A 15711-nucleotide genomic window follows, 5' to 3' on the forward strand; every position below is an offset into this window, starting at 1 on the left:
ACCTTTTTGCAACGACTTCTGTGCTGCGGAGGCCTTATGGCGCGTATTGATCTCGACCTGGCCCACGCCTACCGGCCGAATCCGCGCGAAGACAGCGACTACGCGTTGCTCCCGCTCACCATGAGTTTTCGCGATGGCGGCGCTTATGCGTTGCTGGGCCCGTCGGGCTGCGGCAAGACCACCATGCTCAACATCATGTCGGGCTTGCTTGTGCCGTCGCAGGGCACGGTCAAGTTTGACGGCGTAGATGTGACGCACGCCTCGCCGCAGCAGCGCAATATTGCGCAGGTGTTCCAGTTTCCGGTGATCTACGACACCATGACGGTGGCTGAAAACCTGGCGTTTCCGCTGCGCAACCGCAAGGTGCCGGAAGACCAGATCAAAAAACGCGTTGGTGAAATTGCCGAGATGCTGGACATGAGCGGCCAGCTCAACCACCGCGCGGCTGGGCTTGCGCCAGATGCCAAGCAGAAAATTTCGCTGGGCCGCGGCCTTGTGCGGCCCGATGTGTCTGCTGTGCTGTTTGACGAGCCGCTCACGGTGATCGACCCGCACCTGAAATGGCAACTGCGGCGCAAGCTCAAACAGATTCACCATGAATTGAAGCTCACCCTGATTTATGTGACACACGACCAGGTTGAGGCATTGACCTTTGCCGAAGAAGTGGTGGTGATGACGCGCGGCCGTGCTGTGCAGACGGGCTCGGCCGATGCGTTGTTTGAGCGCCCCCGCCATACGTTTGTAGGCCACTTCATCGGATCGCCCGGCATGAACTTCTTGCCGGCCACCGTCGTCGGTGGCGCGCTACGCGTCGCGGAGCGGCCGTTGGCGCTGCCACCCGAGCGCGCCATGCCCGACGGTGAGCTCAAGCTGGGCGTTCGACCTGAATACGTGGTGAAGACAGCGCCCGGCGATCCGGCCGCATTGCCTTTTACTGTCACGCTGGTGCAGGACATCGGCACGCACTGGATGCTGACGGCGCGGATCGGTGAACACACGATCAAGGCCCGGTTGAACCCTGCTTCCCGCGCGCCGCAAGTTGGCGAGGAGGTCTGGCTGCAGGTGATGGGGCCACACACCTGCCTGTACCTCAATGACGAACTGGTGGATGCATGAGCACGACGACTAAGCCCGTTAATCAGAAGGCCTGGCTGCTGGTGCTGCCCGTCATCATCTGCGTGGCGTTCTCCGCCATTCTGCCGCTGATGACCGTGGTTAACTATTCGGTGCAGGACATCATCTCGCCCGAGCGGCGCGTGTTTGTCGGCACTGAGTGGTTTGTATCCGTCATGCGTGACGAAGAACTGCATGCGGCGCTCTGGCGGCAACTGACGTTCTCGCTGGCCGTGCTGGCGGTCGAAATTCCGCTGGGCATCGCACTCGCGCTGTCCATGCCGGCGCAAGGCTGGAAGGCCTCGTTGGTGCTGGTGCTCGTTTCGCTCTCGCTGCTGATTCCGTGGAACGTGGTGGGCACTATCTGGCAGATCTATGGCCGGGCTGACATTGGCCTTTTGGGCGCGATGCTGCAAAAGATGGGCTTTGACTACAGCTACACCGGCAATGCCACGCACGCCTGGGTGACGGTGCTCATGATGGATGTCTGGCATTGGACGCCGTTGGTGGCGCTGCTGGGCTATGCCGGTTTGCGCTCCATTCCCGACGCCTACTACCAGGCCGCGCGCATCGACGGCGCCAGTAAATTTGCGGTGTTCCGTTATATCCAGCTACCCAAAATGCGCGGTGTGCTGATGATTGCCGTGCTGCTGCGCTTCATGGACAGCTTCATGATTTATACCGAGCCTTTTGTGTTGACGGGCGGCGGGCCGGGCAATGCCACGACATTCCTTTCGCAATATCTCACGCAAAAAGCCGTCGGCCAGTTTGACCTGGGCCCGGCGGCGGCGTTCTCGCTGATTTACTTTTTGATCATCCTGCTGCTGTGCTTCATCCTCTACAACTGGATGCAGCGCGTGGGCACGCAAGAGAAAGAGGGCGTGGAATGAACTCACCTAACGCACCCAGATTCCAGGCGCGCACGCTGTTCCTGATCGCGTACATCCTGTTTGCGCTGCTGCCCATCTACTGGATGGTCAACATGAGCTTCAAGACGAATGCTGAAATTCTGTCGAGCTTCTCGTTTTTCCCCCAGGACTTTACCTGGAACAACTACAAGACCATCTTCACCGACCCGTCCTGGTATTCGGGCTACATCAACAGCCTGATTTATGTGGCCATCAACACCGTGATTTCGGTCACTGTGGCCCTGCCGGCCGCCTATGCGTTTTCGCGGTACAGCTTTTTGGGCGACAAGCATGTGTTCTTCTGGCTGCTGACCAACCGCATGACACCGCCGGCGGTGTTTTTGCTGCCCTTCTTCCAGCTCTACACTACAGTGGGGCTGATGGACACCCACATCGCGGTGGCCCTGGCGCATCTGCTGTTCAACGTGCCGCTGGCGGTGTGGATCCTGGAGGGGTTCATGAGCGGGATCCCGCGCGAGATTGACGAGACCGCGTACATCGACGGCTATTCATTCCCCCGCTTCTTTGTCCGCATCTTCCTGCCGCTCATCAAGGCCGGTGTCGGTGTGGCGGCGTTCTTTTGCTTCATGTTCAGCTGGGTCGAATTGCTCCTGGCGCGCACACTGACCAGCGTCAATGCCAAGCCCATCGTCGCGACCATGACACGGACGGTGTCGGCATCCGGCATGGACTGGGCCACGCTGGCGGCGGCCGGCGTGCTGACCATCGTACCGGGCGCCATCGTGATCTGGTTTGTGCGCAACTACATCGCAAAAGGCTTCGCAATGGGCAGGGTATGACCCCGCGCGAAGGAACAGGAGAGACCCTATGACTATCACTCGGTATATCAAGCGGCCGCCGCGGATCTGGCTTTGCCAGGCCGCTTGCGGCGCCCCCTTGAGGGGGAGCGCCGAAGGCGTTCGGGGGGGAGCCCATGTTTGACTGGATGGCCTGGACGACGCCAGTGGCAATTTTCTTTACGTGCATCGTGCTGATGCTGGTGGGCATGACGGTGTGGGAATTGAAATCTCCGACAACGATACGGCGCGGCTTTTTGCCGCTGGAAACCACCCGCGGTGACCGGCTTTTTATCGGCCTGCTCAGTGCGGCCTACGTCAACCTCATCTTTGTGGGCATCAGCGGCAAGCTGGCCGGGTGGCTGGGTCTGGAGGGCGACCCGTCGATCTGGATCAGTTTTTTGCTGTCGATGGCCCTGCTCGCACTTGTCATGCGCAAGGGATAGAAATCTTGAAAAGGAACCCGGCTCATATTCCCCGGAGCCGAATAAGCCTTCAACCACGGGGAGTGAACCAATGAGGAGACAAATCATGAAGATGCGTTATACGGCCCTGGCAGTGGCCGCAGTGTGTGCCATGGCCAGCCCGGGGTGGGCCGACGAGGCGGCTGCCAAGAAGTGGATTGACAATGAATTCCAGCCCTCTACCCTGAGCAAGGACAAACAGCAGGCGGAAATGAAATGGTTCATTGACGCGGCCAAGAAACTGCAGGCCAAGGGCGTGAAGGAAATCTCGGTCGTGTCCGAGACCATCACCACCCACGAATACGAATCGAAGACGCTGGCCAAGGCCTTCGAGGAAATCACCGGCATCAAGGTCAAGCACGACCTGATCCAGGAAGGCGATGTTGTCGAGAAGCTGCAGACTTCCATGCAGTCCGGCAAGTCGATATACGACGGCTGGATTTCCGACTCGGACCTGATCGGCACCCACTACCGCTATGGCAAGGTGATGAACCTGACCGACTACATGGCGGGCAAGGGCAAGGAATACACCAACCCGGGCCTGGATCTCAAGGACTTCATCGGCACGAAGTTCACCACCGGCCCGGACGGCAAGCTGTACCAGCTGCCTGACCAGCAGTTTGCCAACCTGTACTGGTTCCGCGCCGACCTGTTCGCGCGCAAGGACTTGCAGGACAAGTTCAAGGCCAAATACGGTTACGAGCTGGGCGTGCCGCTGAACTGGAGCGCCTATGAAGACATCGCCGAGTTCTTCACCAACGACGTGAAGACCATCGACGGCAAGCCGATTTACGGCCACATGGACTACGGCAAGAAGGATCCGTCGCTCGGCTGGCGCTTTACCGACGCGTGGCTGTCCATGGCCGGCACGGCCGACATCGGCACGCCCAACGGCCTGCCGATTGACGAATGGGGTATCCGGGTGGCGGCCGACAAGTGCACGCCGGTGGGAGCCTCGGTAGCGCGCGGTGGCGCGACCAATTCACCGGCTGCTGTTTACGCGTTGACCAAGTACGTCGACTGGATGAAGAAATATGCGCCTAAGGAGGCCACCGGTATGACCTTCGGGGAAGCCGGCCCGGTGCCGGCCCAGGGCCAGATCGCCCAGCAGATTTTCTGGTACACGGCCTTCACCGCCGACATGACCAAGAAAGGCCTGCCCGTGGTGAATGCCGACGGTACGCCGAAGTGGCGTATGGCCCCCGGCCCCAACGGCCCCTACTGGAAACAGGGCATGCAAAACGGCTACCAGGACGTGGGCAGCTGGACTTTCTTTGCCGCGCACGACGAGAACAAGACGGCCGCCGCCTGGCTGTACGCGCAGTTCATCACCGCCAAGACCACGTCGCTGAAAAAGACCATTGTTGGCCTCACACCGATCCGCGAGTCGGATATCCAGTCCAAGGCCATGACCGACATGGCGCCCAAGCTGGGCGGCCTGGTCGAGTTCTACCGCAGCCCCGCCCGAGTGGCCTGGTCGCCGACTGGTACCAACGTACCCGACTACCCCAAGCTTGCGCAGCTGTGGTGGAAGAACGTGGCCCAGGCAGTGACCGGCGAGAAGACGCCGCAGGCAGCCATGGACACGCTGGCGGGCGAGATGGACGACGTGATGGGCCGCCTGGAGCGCGCCGGCATGGCCAAGTGCCCGCCCAAGCTCAACCCCAAGGGTGATCCCGCCAAATGGCTGAGCGACAAGTCGGCGCCATGGGCCAAGCTGGCCAATGAAAAACCCAAGGGCGAAACCATCAACTACGACAAGTTGCTGCAGGCCTGGAAAGACGGAAAAGTACGCTGATCGGATGGCCGTGCGGTGCGTGAGCGCTGCACGGCTTTTTTTCTGGATTCAGGTTATTGCAACAAGCGCAGGGTAAGCTCGGCGCACTTTTTACCAATGGGTTTGTATGGAAACGGGAAGCAAAGCCCATGACGACTGAATTAGCGCCTGCGCAAACGCGGCGCCAGGATTTAATGGCCCGGCTTGCCGAGCCGTACCACTACGACATCGCGATCATTGGCGGCGGCGCTACCGGCCTGGGGGTCGCACTGGATGCGGCCGCCCGCGGGTTTTCTGTCGTGCTGGTCGAATCGCACGACTTTGCCAAGGGCACATCGTCCCGCGCCACCAAGCTGGTGCATGGCGGTGTGCGCTACCTCGCGCAGGGCAATATCTCGCTGGTGCGTGAGGCCTTGCACGAACGCACCACGCTGCTGGCCAACGCGCCGCATCTGGCGCAGCCCTTGCCCTTTGTCATGCCTTCCTACAAGTTCTGGGAGGCGCCGTTCTACGGTATCGGGCTCAAGATGTATGACGCGCTGGCTGGCAAGGCGGGTCTGGGCGCCACGGAATTCCTGAACCGGCAAGAAACTCTTGCCTGCCTGCCGACAGTGCAGGCTCAAGATCTCAAGGGCGGCGTCAAGTACTGGGATGGCCAGTTTGACGACGCGCGGCTGGCGTTGGCGCTGGCCCGCACGGCGGCGCGCCAGGGGGCGTTGCTGGTGAATTACTGCGCGGCAACGGGCCTGATTCATGAGGGCGGCAAGCTGGTCGGCCTGCATGCACGGGACCAGGAAACGGGCCGCACATTCGAAATCCGCGCCAACTGCGTGGTGAACGCGGCGGGTGTCTGGGTGGACCAGTTGCGGCTGCAGGATGGGCAGGCCATAGGGCGGGACGCCAAGCCCATGGTGGCACCCAGTCAGGGTGTTCATATTGTGGTGGACCGCTCGTTTTTGCCTGGCGACCACGCCCTGCTGGTGCCCAAGACGGCCGACGGCCGGGTGCTGTTTGCCGTCCCCTGGCTGGGTAAAACCATTTTGGGAACCACGGATACGCCGCGCCACGACCTGGCCCGCGAGCCGCTGCCTTTCCGCGAAGAAGTTGACTTCATCCTGCGCGAATCGGCTCGCTACCTGAGCCGCGCGCCCGGTCCGGCTGACATTAAAAGCATCTGGGTGGGGTTGCGGCCCCTGGTCAAGCCGCCGGATGAGGATGCCGGAAGCACCCAGGCGTTGTCGCGTGAGCACACGGTGCTGGTCAGCAAAAGCGGCCTGGTCACGGTGACCGGCGGCAAGTGGACGACCTATCGGGCGATGGCTGAAGATGTCCTGGCTAAGTGTTTTGGCGCGGCGTTGCTGCCAACACGCGGGGCCGGCGTCACCACAAACTTGAAGTTAGTTGGCGCTCACAATTCGAATCACAAAATTAGCGAGGCACCAGGGTCTCATCTGTATGGCAGCGAGGCGTCCGCCATGGAAAACCTGCCGGGTGCCAGCCGCGAATTAGGCGGTGGGCTGACGGAGGCAATGGTGCGTTTCGCTGCCCGCCATGAATATGCCCGCACCGTTGAAGACGTACTGGCACGGCGTTCCCGTCTGCTGTTTCTCGACGCGGCACTGGCCAGAACCCTGGCGCCGGAAGTGGCCACTCTGCTACAGCAGGAAAACGGCGTGGATCCCCAGCTGGACGAATTCCTGACGCTGTGTGGCCAATACCTCAGCCTGCCAGCCTGAATTGCCGCCAGTTGCCGTCCTGCAAAGGAGGAAGGAGGCGGGCGAAATTGGATGCCCGGGCAGATTTTGCTCTCTTTTTGATAGCTGGTTGCGCGCATCCCTATTGGTCTGAGGCCGGATTTAATGCCGAAAATCCGCCCGTGGCATAAGCGCGAAGCGTGGCCGGTACCCGAGGGCTCCCCGGGCTTCTGGAGGTACCGCCGCTTTATTGTGGGGATATTTTCACAACAAGCGGTTGACAGTGGCTTTTCGCTCAGTCATAATCGTGGGCTTCGCTCTAAAAAGGCGAGGAATTCTGCCTAACGGAAGCATTGCAAGTGGTTTGCAGTGTGGACGACGGGCCCAAGACTGATTGGCTGGTAATCCCAAGGGGTTGCCTTCCGGTGCAAGTTGGGAACACATTTAAATGATTCAAACGCAATCCAAGCTCGATGTTGCTGACAACACGGGTGCCAAGTCCGTGATGTGCATCAAGGTTCTGGGCGGCTCCAAGCGCCGGTACGCCAGCGTTGGTGACGTCATCAAGGTGAGCATCAAAGAAGCCGCTCCGCGTGGCCGCGTCAAAAAAGGCGAGGTTTACAGCGCTGTGGTCGTTCGCACCGCCAAGGGCATTCGCCGTGGCGATGGTTCGCTCGTCAAATTCGACGGCAACGCAGCAGTGTTGCTTAACGCCAAGCTGGAGCCAATCGGCACCCGCATCTTCGGACCAGTGACGCGCGAGCTGCGCACTGAAAAGTTCATGAAGATCGTGTCCCTGGCTCCTGAAGTTCTGTAAGGACTCGCCATGAACAAAATCCGTAAAGGCGACGAGATCATCGTGATCGCTGGTCGCGACAAAGGCAAGCGCGGCAAGATTTCGCTGCGCAAAGATGATAGCTACGTGCTGGTGGATGGGATCAACCTGGTGAAAAAACACACCAAGCCCAACCCCCTCAAGGGCACCACCGGTGGCATCGTCGAAAAAAGCATGCCGATTCACCAGTCGAACGTGGCAATTTTCAATGCCGCTACCGGCAAGGCGGATCGCGTTGGCATCAAGCTCCTGGCAGACGGCAAAAAAGTGCGCGTCTTCAAGTCCAGTGGCGAAGAAATCAAGGTTGCATAACATGGCAAAGACCGCACCTGTACAAGCTGCTTCGCAGGCCCGCCTGCAAGCCCAGTACCGCGAAAAAATCGCCCCCGGCCTGATTGAAAAATTCGGCTATACCTCGCCTATGCAGGTTCCCCGCATCACCAAGATCACGCTCAACATGGGTGTGAGCGAGGCTGTTGCCGACAAGAAGGTCATGGACAACGCCGTCGGCGACATGACCAAGATTGCCGGTCAGAAGCCTGTCGTGACCAAGGCCAAGAAGGCTATCGCCGGCTTCAAGATCCGCGAAGACTTGCCTATCGGCTGCATGGTGACCCTGCGCGGCGTGAAGATGTATGAGTTCCTCGATCGTTTCGTCACTGTGGCCCTGCCGCGTGTGCGTGACTTCCGCGGTATTTCCGGCCGGGCCTTCGATGGCCGCGGAAACTACAACATCGGCGTGAAAGAGCAGATCATTTTCCCTGAGATCGAGTACGACAAGGTTGATGCCTTGCGTGGCCTGAATATCAGCATCACCACAACGGCAAAGACCGATGAAGAGTGCAAGGCACTCCTCACCGCCTTCCGTTTTCCGTTCAAGAACTGAGGCGGGACATGGCAAAACAAGCTTTACTGCAACGTGAACTGAAGCGCGAGAAACTCGCCGCGAAGTTCGCCAAGAAATACGCTGAACTCAAGGCGACGTCCAACGACGCCAAGCGCTCTGACGAAGAGCGTCAGCTGGCTCGCCTCGAGCTGCAAAAACTGCCCCGCAATGCGAACCCGACCCGCCAGCGTAACCGCTGCGCGATCACGGGCCGCCCACGCGGTACTTTCCGCCAGTTCGGCCTGGCTCGCGCCAAGATCCGTGAGTTGGCTTTTGCTGGTGATATCCCTGGTATCACCAAGGCAAGCTGGTAAGCATAGGAGAACCACAAAATGAGCATGAGTGATCCTATCGCCGACATGTTGACCCGCATCCGCAATGCACAGATGGTTGAAAAAGCCGTCGTGCTGGTGCCGTCGTCAAAAGTCAAAGTTGCCATCGCGCAGGTTCTGAAAGATGAGGGCTACATTGATGGCTTCTCCGTCAAGACCGACGAAGGCAAGTCCCAGCTGGAAATCGCCCTGAAGTATTACGCAGGCAAGCCCGTGATTGAGCGCATTGAGCGCGTCAGCCGCCCAGGCCTCCGTGTTTACAAAGGCCATGGCGCCATCCCCCAGGTCATGAATGGCCTTGGTGTGGCAATTGTCACGACCCCGCAAGGCGTCATGACCGATCGTAAAGCCCGCGCTACCGGTATCGGTGGTGAAGTGCTTTGCTACGTGGCCTAACGGCGGCATTGAGGAGAAACTGAAATGTCTCGTGTAGGAAAAATGCCAGTGACCGTGCCTCAGGGTGTGGACGTGGCCATGAAAGCAGACCAGATCAATGTCAAGGGTGCCCTCGGCACCCTGGCGCTGACGCAGAACGCGCTTGTCACCATCAAGAATGATGCGGGCAAGCTGACTTTTGTGCCGGCCAATGATTCGCGTGAAGCCAATGCCATGAGCGGCACGATGCGTCAGCTCGTGAACAACATGGTGACTGGTGTGACCAAGGGCTTCGAAAAGAAGCTCAGCCTGGTCGGCGTGGGCTACAAGGCCCAAGCTCAGGGCGCCAAGCTGAACCTGACCGTGGGGTATTCGCACCCTGTGATCATGGACATGCCTGCTGGCATCACCGTTGCAACGCCGACTCCCACGGAAGTGGTGATCAAGGGTTCCGACCGCCAGCGCGTCGGCCAGATCGCCGCTGAAGTTCGTGCTGTTCGTCCTCCCGAGCCTTACAAGGGCAAGGGCATCCGCTATGTGGATGAGAAGATCACGATCAAAGAAACCAAGAAGAAATAAGGAGCTGCATCATGTTGACCAAAAAAGAGCAGCGCCTTCGTCGTTCACGTCAGACCCGCATTCGCATTGCTACGCAAGGTGTTGCCCGTTTGACCGTGAATCGCACCAATCTGCACATCTATGCCAGCGTTATTTCTGGCGACGGCACCAAGGTCCTGGCTGCTGCTTCCACCGCGGAAGTGGAAGTCCGCAAGGAAATCGGCGCTTCGGGTAAAGGTGGAAACGTTGCTGCTGCGCAAGCCATTGGCAAACGCATTGCCGAAAAGGCAAAAGCAGCAGGTGTTGAAAAAGTGGCGTTTGATCGCGCCGGTTTTGCGTACCACGGCCGCGTCAAAGCGCTGGCTGAGGCGGCTCGCGAAGCTGGTTTGCAGTTCTAAGCAGACTGGAATTAAGTATGGCTAAGTTTCAAGCAAAACAGCAAAACGACGCTCCAGACGATGGTCTGAAGGAAAAAATGATCGCGGTTAACCGCGTGACCAAAGTCGTAAAGGGCGGCCGTATCCTCGGTTTCGCCGCGTTGACCGTCGTGGGTGACGGCGATGGCCGCGTCGGCATGGGCAAAGGCAAGTCGAAAGAAGTGCCGGCAGCCGTGCAAAAAGCGATGGAAGAAGCGCGTCGCAACATGACCAAGGTTTCGTTGAAAAACGGCACCATCCACCACAATGTTTTCGGTCACCACGGTGCAGCCAGCGTCATGATGGCGCCGGCTCCCAAGGGTACCGGCATCATCGCTGGCGGCCCAATGCGCGCCGTTTTCGAAGTCATGGGCATTACCGACATCGTGGCGAAGAGTCATGGTTCGAGCAACCCTTACAACATGGTGCGTGCCACCATGGATGCACTGAACAATTCCACGACCGCTTCTGAAATTGCGGCCAAACGTGGCAAATCGGTCGAAGAGATCTTCGGCTAAGGCGGCATTGAAATGACCAAAGAAACCAAAGTCAAAGTCCAGCTGGTTCGCAGCCCGATTGGCACCAAGGAATCGCATCGCGCCACTGTGCGCGGTCTGGGCCTTCGTGGCGTCAACAGCGTCAGCGAATTGCAGGATACGCCCGCAGTGCGCGGCATGATCAACAAGATCAGCTATCTGGTCAAGATTGTCTGAGCGGAGACTCAAAATGGAATTGAACGGAATCAAGCCTGGCCAAGGTGCCAAACATGCCAAGCGACGCGTCGGTCGTGGCATTGGCTCCGGTCTGGGTAAAACATCTGGACGCGGCCACAAAGGCCAGAAATCACGTGCTGGTGGCTACCACAAGGTCGGCTTCGAAGGCGGTCAAATGCCTATGCAGCGCCGTTTGCCAAAGCGTGGCTTCAAGTCGCATCTGCTCAAGTTCAACGCCGAGGTTACCCTGAGTGCGCTGGAGCAGCTGGGTCTGGCTGAAGTCGATCTGCTGGCACTGAAGACTGCCGGCCTGGTGGGCCAGCTTGCCAAGAACGTCAAGGTCATCAAGTCGGGTGAGCTGTCCAAGGCTGTCAAGCTGAACGGCATCTCCGCCACGGCGGGTGCCAAGGCCATTATTGAAGCCGCCGGCGGCTCTGTCGCTTAAATACCTGACTGGAAAATCAGTGGCAACCAACTCAGCTCAAATTGCGAAAACCGGCAAGTACGGTGATTTGCGTAACCGGCTTGTGTTTTTGCTGCTGGCTCTCGTGGTGTACCGCATTGGCGCGCACATCCCGGTGCCAGGGATTGATCCTGGCCAGCTCAAGGAGTTGTTCAAGGGCCAACAAGGCGGCATATTGAATTTGTTCAATATGTTTTCTGGTGGTGCCCTGTCGCGCTTTACGGTATTCGCCCTGGGCATCATGCCGTACATCTCGGCATCGATCATCATGCAGCTACTGACGTACGTCGTTCCGACGTTCGAGCAGATGAAAAAAGAAGGCGAAAGCGGCAGGCGCAAGATTACGCAGTACACACGTTACGGCACGCTGGCTTTGGCATTGTTCCAGTCCATGGGCATTGCTGTGGCGCTGGAAAGCTCGCCAGGCTTGGTGTTGGCGCCCGGCTTTGGTTTCCGCATGACGGCAGTGTTCAGCCTGACGGCCGGCACGATGTTCCTGATGTGGCTGGGTGAGCAGATTACCGAGCGTGGTTTGGGTAACGGCATTTCGATCCTGATTTTTGCAGGCATTGCGGCAGGTTTGCCGAGCGCAATGGGTGGCTTGCTGGAGCTGGTGCGTACCGGCGCCATGAGCATTCTGGTGGCCATTGTGATCGTCGCGGTGGTTGTGCTGGTGACCTATTTCGTGGTGTTCGTAGAGCGTGGGCAGCGCAAGATTCTTGTGAACTATGCGCGGCGCCAGGTGGGTAACAAGGTTTACGGCGGGCAGTCATCGCACTTGCCGTTGAAGTTGAACATGGCGGGTGTGATCCCCCCGATTTTCGCTTCATCGATCATTTTGCTGCCTGCTACCGTCGTGGGCTGGTTTAGCACCGGTGAAAGCATGCGCTGGCTCAAAGACATCGCCAGCACGCTGACGCCGGGCCAGCCAATCTACGTAATGCTGTATGCCAGTGCGATCGTGTTCTTCTGCTTCTTCTATACGGCGCTGGTGTTCAACAGCCGTGAAACGGCGGACAACCTGAAAAAGAGCGGTGCGTTCATTCCGGGTATTCGGCCGGGCGATCAGACGGCGCGCTACATTGACAAAATCCTGGTGCGTTTGACGCTGGCAGGTGCGGTTTACATCACATTCGTGTGCCTGTTGCCGGAGTTTTTGATTTTGAAATACAACGTGCCGTTTTATTTTGGCGGTACGTCGTTGATGATTATTGTCGTGGTGACCATGGATTTCATGGCCCAGGTACAGAACTACATGATGTCGCAACAGTATGAGTCGTTGCTTAAAAAGGCGAACTTCAAGACGTCACTGGGCGGTTAACTGGGTATTTGATGGGATATGTCTAAAGACGATGTGATCCAGATGCAAGGTGAGGTTGTAGAAAACCTTCCCAATGCGACTTTCAGGGTGAAGCTGGAAAATGGACATGTTGTACTGGGGCACATCTCGGGAAAAATGCGTATGCACTACATCCGCATTCTTCCCGGTGACAAGGTAACGGTTGAGTTAACGCCTTACGATTTATCGCGCGCGCGAATTGTTTTCCGTGCCAAGTAAGCACAGAGTGAAAGTTTAGGAGTAATAGAAATGAGAGTTTCAGCTTCGGTCAAGAAAATTTGCCGTAACTGCAAAGTTATCCGTCGCAAGGGCGTTGTCCGTGTGATTTGCACGGATCCGCGTCACAAACAGCGTCAAGGCTGATTTCAAGAGTTTTAGAGGACGAACATGGCTCGTATCGCTGGTATCAATATTCCGCCGCAGCAACATGCCGAAATCGGCTTGACTGCTATCTTTGGCATCGGTCGCACGCGCGCTCGCAAAATTTGCGAAGCATGTGACATCGCTTACGCCAAAAAGGTCAAAGATCTGACCGATGGCGACCTGGAAAAAATCCGTGAGCAGATCGCCCTGTTCACCATCGAGGGTGACCTGCGTCGTGAAACCACGATGAACATCAAGCGCCTGATGGACATCGGTTGCTACCGTGGTTTCCGCCACCGTCGCGGCCTGCCCATGCGTGGCCAGCGCACCCGGACCAATGCCCGTACCCGCAAGGGCCCGCGCAAGGCCGCTGCAGCTTTGAAGAAATAATTGAGAGGTCGTCATGGCAAAATCACCAAGCAATAACGCCGCACAACGCGTTCGCAAGAAAGTTCGCAAGAACGTGGCCGATGGTATCGCCCACGTCCACGCTTCTTTCAATAACACGATCATCACTATCACGGATCGCCAGGGCAATGCCTTGTCCTGGGCGTCTTCCGGTGGTCAGGGTTTCAAAGGTTCGCGCAAATCCACCCCTTTCGCAGCGCAGGTCGCTTCCGAAGTGGCTGGTCGCGCCGCCATTGAGCAAGGCATCAAGAATCTTGACGTCGAAATCAAGGGTCCTGGTCCAGGCCGTGAATCATCTGTCCGCGCTTTGGGCGCACTCGGCATCCGGATCAATTCGATTGCCGACGTGACCCCGGTTCCGCATAACGGCTGCCGCCCGCAAAAGCGCCGCCGCATTTAATTCCCCGTGCCCAGGCATCCGGCGGGTTGTTTCAGCCCGTCAGATACCAGGCATTTTTACCAAGCCCACCGCCGCAGGTTACGACCTCCGGCTCCTGCAATTCATTGCAGCAGATGACAAAAGGACACTCAAGTGGCACGTTACCTAGGCCCCAAGGCCAAACTATCCCGCCGTGAAGGCACCGACCTGTTCCTGAAGAGTGCACGCCGCGCCATCAGCGACAAGGCCAAATTCGACTCCAAGCCAGGTCAGCACGGCCGTACCTCTGGTACCCGTACTTCCGACTTCGGCTTGCAATTGCGCGAAAAGCAAAAAGTCAAGCGCATGTATGGTGTGCTCGAAAAGCAGTTTCGCCGTTATTTTGAAGAAGCGGATCGTCGCAAGGGCAACACCGGCGCCAATCTACTGTTCATTCTTGAGTCGCGTCTGGACAACGTTGTGTATCGCATGGGCTTCGGTTCGACCCGTGCTGAAGCGCGCCAGCTGGTTTCGCACAAGGCCATCACGGTCAATGGCGGATCTGTCAACATTCCTTCGTACATGGTCAAGGCCGGCGACATTATTGCCGTGCGTGACAAGTCGAAGAAGCAGACCCGTATCACGGAAGCCCTGGAGCTTGCAAAACAGGTCGGTCTGCCCGCCTGGGTCGATGTGAACGCCGACAAGGGAGAAGGCACCTTCAAGAAGGTACCTGATCGCGACGAGTTTGCCGCCGACGTCAACGAATCGTTGATTGTCGAGTTGTACTCACGCTAATTTTTCGTTCCTGCGATACGGGGCACCGTATCGCCAGGGTGTGCTTCGCCGGCCTTATCGGTGTAACGAACCGAGGGTATTGAGAGGAAGACTGCATGCAGACCAATTTGTTGAAACCAAAAACCATTAATGTTGAGCAGCTCGGCGCCAACCGCGCCAAGGTGACTCTGGAGCCGTTTGAGCGTGGCTACGGCCATACGCTGGGCAACGCGCTGCGCCGCGTACTGTTGTCTTCCATGGTCGGCCACGCCGCCACCGAAGTCACCATCGCGGGCGTCCTGCACGAGTACTCATCCATCGACGGTGTGCAGGAAGACGTCGTCAACATCCTGTTGAACCTCAAGGGTGTGGTGTTCAAGCTCCACAACCGCGACGAAGTCACGCTGAGCCTGCGCAAGGACGGCGAAGGCCCAGTTACTGCCGCCGACATCCAGACTCCGCACGACGTGGAAATCATCAACCCTGAGCACGTGATCGTGAACCTGTCGCACGGTGGCAAGATCGACATGCAGATCAAGGTTGAAAATGGCCGCGGCTATGTGCCGGGCAACCAGCGCCGCTATGGCGATGAGTCGCCAAAATCGATCGGCCGTATTGTGCTGGACGCGTCGTTCTCGCCCGTCAAGCGCGTGAGCTACATCGTTGAAAGCGCCCGCGTTGAGCAGCGCACCGACCTCGACAAGCTCGTGCTGGAAATCGAAACCAACGGCGCGGTGACGGCTGAAGATGCTGTCCGTGCCTCGGCCAAGATCCTGGTGGAGCAGCTGGCCGTGTTCGCACAGCTCGAAGGCAATGAACTGGCCGCGTTTGACGCACCCGTTCAGCGCAGCTCGCAGCAGTTCGATCCGATTCTGCTGCGCCCTGTCGACGAACTCGAACTTACCGTTCGTTCGGCGAACTGCCTCAAAGCGGAAAACATTTACTACATCGGCGATCTGATCCAGCGCACTGAGAATGAGCTGCTGAAGACGCCGAACCTGGGCCGTAAATCGCTCAACGAAATCAAGGAAGTGCTTGCCTCGCGCGGCCTGACTCTTGGTATGCGCCTGGAAAGCTGGCCACCCGCCGGCCTCGACAAGCGTTAATTTGAACCACAAGATCCCGCCGGAAAGGG

Annotated in this window: 23 protein-coding genes; all 23 read left to right on the forward strand. The window is 58.3% G+C overall.

The annotated features are described in order from the left end of the window. The first annotated feature begins 36 nt into the window (after positions 1 to 36). The 23 genes from AC1D13_RS11130 (at position 37) to AC1D13_RS11240 (ending at position 15682) form a co-directional block, all read left to right on the forward strand. The gene (locus tag AC1D13_RS11130) at positions 37 to 1116 is read left to right on the forward strand and encodes an ABC transporter ATP-binding protein (RefSeq protein ID WP_477689540.1); all 1080 of its coding nucleotides are present in this window, start codon (positions 37 to 39) and stop codon (positions 1114 to 1116) included. Next, positions 1113 to 2003, forward strand: coding sequence for a carbohydrate ABC transporter permease (locus AC1D13_RS11135; protein WP_457281401.1), 891 nt, complete (start codon positions 1113 to 1115; stop codon positions 2001 to 2003). The genes AC1D13_RS11130 and AC1D13_RS11135 overlap by 4 nt, the downstream gene beginning before the upstream one ends. Beyond that, positions 2000 to 2821 (forward strand): carbohydrate ABC transporter permease, encoded by an 822-nt coding sequence (locus AC1D13_RS11140; RefSeq protein ID WP_457281400.1) that lies wholly within the window; start codon positions 2000 to 2002, stop codon positions 2819 to 2821. Before AC1D13_RS11135 ends, AC1D13_RS11140 begins: the two co-directional genes overlap by 4 nt. Before the next feature lie 134 nt (positions 2822 to 2955). Further along, entirely contained in the window at positions 2956 to 3264 is a 309-nt protein-coding gene (locus AC1D13_RS11145) for a DUF2160 domain-containing protein (RefSeq protein ID WP_457281399.1), read from the forward strand. An 85-nt stretch (positions 3265 to 3349) separates the two neighbouring features. Continuing rightward, positions 3350 to 5080 (forward strand): ABC transporter substrate-binding protein, encoded by a 1731-nt coding sequence (locus AC1D13_RS11150; protein ID WP_457281398.1) that lies wholly within the window; start codon positions 3350 to 3352, stop codon positions 5078 to 5080. A gap of 128 nt (positions 5081 to 5208) precedes the next feature. Then, positions 5209 to 6795, forward strand: coding sequence for a glycerol-3-phosphate dehydrogenase/oxidase (locus AC1D13_RS11155; protein ID WP_457281397.1), 1587 nt, complete (start codon positions 5209 to 5211; stop codon positions 6793 to 6795). 406 nt (positions 6796 to 7201) lie between these two features. After that, complete coding sequence (rplN, locus tag AC1D13_RS11160) at positions 7202 to 7570, forward strand: 50S ribosomal protein L14 (protein WP_007869247.1); 369 nt, start codon at positions 7202 to 7204, stop codon at positions 7568 to 7570. Positions 7571 to 7579: 9 nt separating this feature from the next. Continuing rightward, positions 7580 to 7900 (forward strand): 50S ribosomal protein L24, encoded by a 321-nt coding sequence (gene rplX, locus AC1D13_RS11165; protein WP_348045257.1) that lies wholly within the window; start codon positions 7580 to 7582, stop codon positions 7898 to 7900. A 1-nt stretch (position 7901) separates the two neighbouring features. Then, positions 7902 to 8474: a 50S ribosomal protein L5 gene (gene rplE, locus AC1D13_RS11170; protein ID WP_092130238.1), complete on the forward strand. Its 573-nt coding sequence runs from the start codon at positions 7902 to 7904 to the stop codon at positions 8472 to 8474. 8 nt (positions 8475 to 8482) lie between these two features. After that, positions 8483 to 8788 (forward strand): 30S ribosomal protein S14, encoded by a 306-nt coding sequence (rpsN, locus tag AC1D13_RS11175; RefSeq protein WP_188709725.1) that lies wholly within the window; start codon positions 8483 to 8485, stop codon positions 8786 to 8788. A gap of 18 nt (positions 8789 to 8806) precedes the next feature. Next, positions 8807 to 9202, forward strand: a complete 396-nt coding sequence (gene rpsH / locus AC1D13_RS11180) for a 30S ribosomal protein S8 (protein ID WP_371436766.1) — start codon at positions 8807 to 8809, stop codon at positions 9200 to 9202. A gap of 24 nt (positions 9203 to 9226) precedes the next feature. Then, complete coding sequence (gene rplF, locus AC1D13_RS11185) at positions 9227 to 9760, forward strand: 50S ribosomal protein L6 (RefSeq protein WP_457281396.1); 534 nt, start codon at positions 9227 to 9229, stop codon at positions 9758 to 9760. A gap of 11 nt (positions 9761 to 9771) precedes the next feature. After that, entirely contained in the window at positions 9772 to 10137 is a 366-nt protein-coding gene (gene rplR, locus AC1D13_RS11190; RefSeq protein WP_457281395.1) for a 50S ribosomal protein L18, read from the forward strand. Positions 10138 to 10154: 17 nt separating this feature from the next. Then, positions 10155 to 10673 (forward strand): 30S ribosomal protein S5, encoded by a 519-nt coding sequence (gene rpsE / locus AC1D13_RS11195; protein ID WP_457281394.1) that lies wholly within the window; start codon positions 10155 to 10157, stop codon positions 10671 to 10673. 12 nt (positions 10674 to 10685) lie between these two features. Beyond that, positions 10686 to 10868 (forward strand): 50S ribosomal protein L30, encoded by a 183-nt coding sequence (gene rpmD, locus AC1D13_RS11200; RefSeq protein ID WP_122954340.1) that lies wholly within the window; start codon positions 10686 to 10688, stop codon positions 10866 to 10868. 13 nt (positions 10869 to 10881) lie between these two features. Then, positions 10882 to 11313 carry a 50S ribosomal protein L15 gene (rplO, locus tag AC1D13_RS11205; protein ID WP_122954339.1) on the forward strand — a complete coding sequence of 144 codons (432 nt, stop codon included), beginning with the start codon at positions 10882 to 10884 and terminating at the stop codon, positions 11311 to 11313. Positions 11314 to 11332: 19 nt separating this feature from the next. Further along, positions 11333 to 12652, forward strand: coding sequence for a preprotein translocase subunit SecY (gene secY / locus AC1D13_RS11210; RefSeq protein WP_457281393.1), 1320 nt, complete (start codon positions 11333 to 11335; stop codon positions 12650 to 12652). An 18-nt stretch (positions 12653 to 12670) separates the two neighbouring features. Next, entirely contained in the window at positions 12671 to 12889 is a 219-nt protein-coding gene (gene infA, locus AC1D13_RS11215) for a translation initiation factor IF-1 (RefSeq protein WP_007869286.1), read from the forward strand. A gap of 30 nt (positions 12890 to 12919) precedes the next feature. Continuing rightward, on the forward strand, positions 12920 to 13033 hold the full coding sequence (gene rpmJ, locus AC1D13_RS11220; RefSeq protein ID WP_028820150.1) for a 50S ribosomal protein L36: 114 nt from the start codon (positions 12920 to 12922) through the stop codon (positions 13031 to 13033). A 24-nt stretch (positions 13034 to 13057) separates the two neighbouring features. After that, the gene (gene rpsM, locus AC1D13_RS11225; RefSeq protein WP_074579313.1) at positions 13058 to 13423 is read left to right on the forward strand and encodes a 30S ribosomal protein S13; all 366 of its coding nucleotides are present in this window, start codon (positions 13058 to 13060) and stop codon (positions 13421 to 13423) included. A 13-nt stretch (positions 13424 to 13436) separates the two neighbouring features. Continuing rightward, complete coding sequence (rpsK, locus tag AC1D13_RS11230) at positions 13437 to 13841, forward strand: 30S ribosomal protein S11 (protein ID WP_007869288.1); 405 nt, start codon at positions 13437 to 13439, stop codon at positions 13839 to 13841. A 132-nt stretch (positions 13842 to 13973) separates the two neighbouring features. Next, entirely contained in the window at positions 13974 to 14597 is a 624-nt protein-coding gene (gene rpsD, locus AC1D13_RS11235; RefSeq protein WP_457281392.1) for a 30S ribosomal protein S4, read from the forward strand. Positions 14598 to 14692: 95 nt separating this feature from the next. Further along, positions 14693 to 15682, forward strand: coding sequence for a DNA-directed RNA polymerase subunit alpha (locus AC1D13_RS11240; protein ID WP_122954336.1), 990 nt, complete (start codon positions 14693 to 14695; stop codon positions 15680 to 15682). Positions 15683 to 15711: the final 29 nt, after the last annotated feature.

The sequence above is a fragment of the Polaromonas sp. P1_E12 genome (assembly GCF_056405975.1).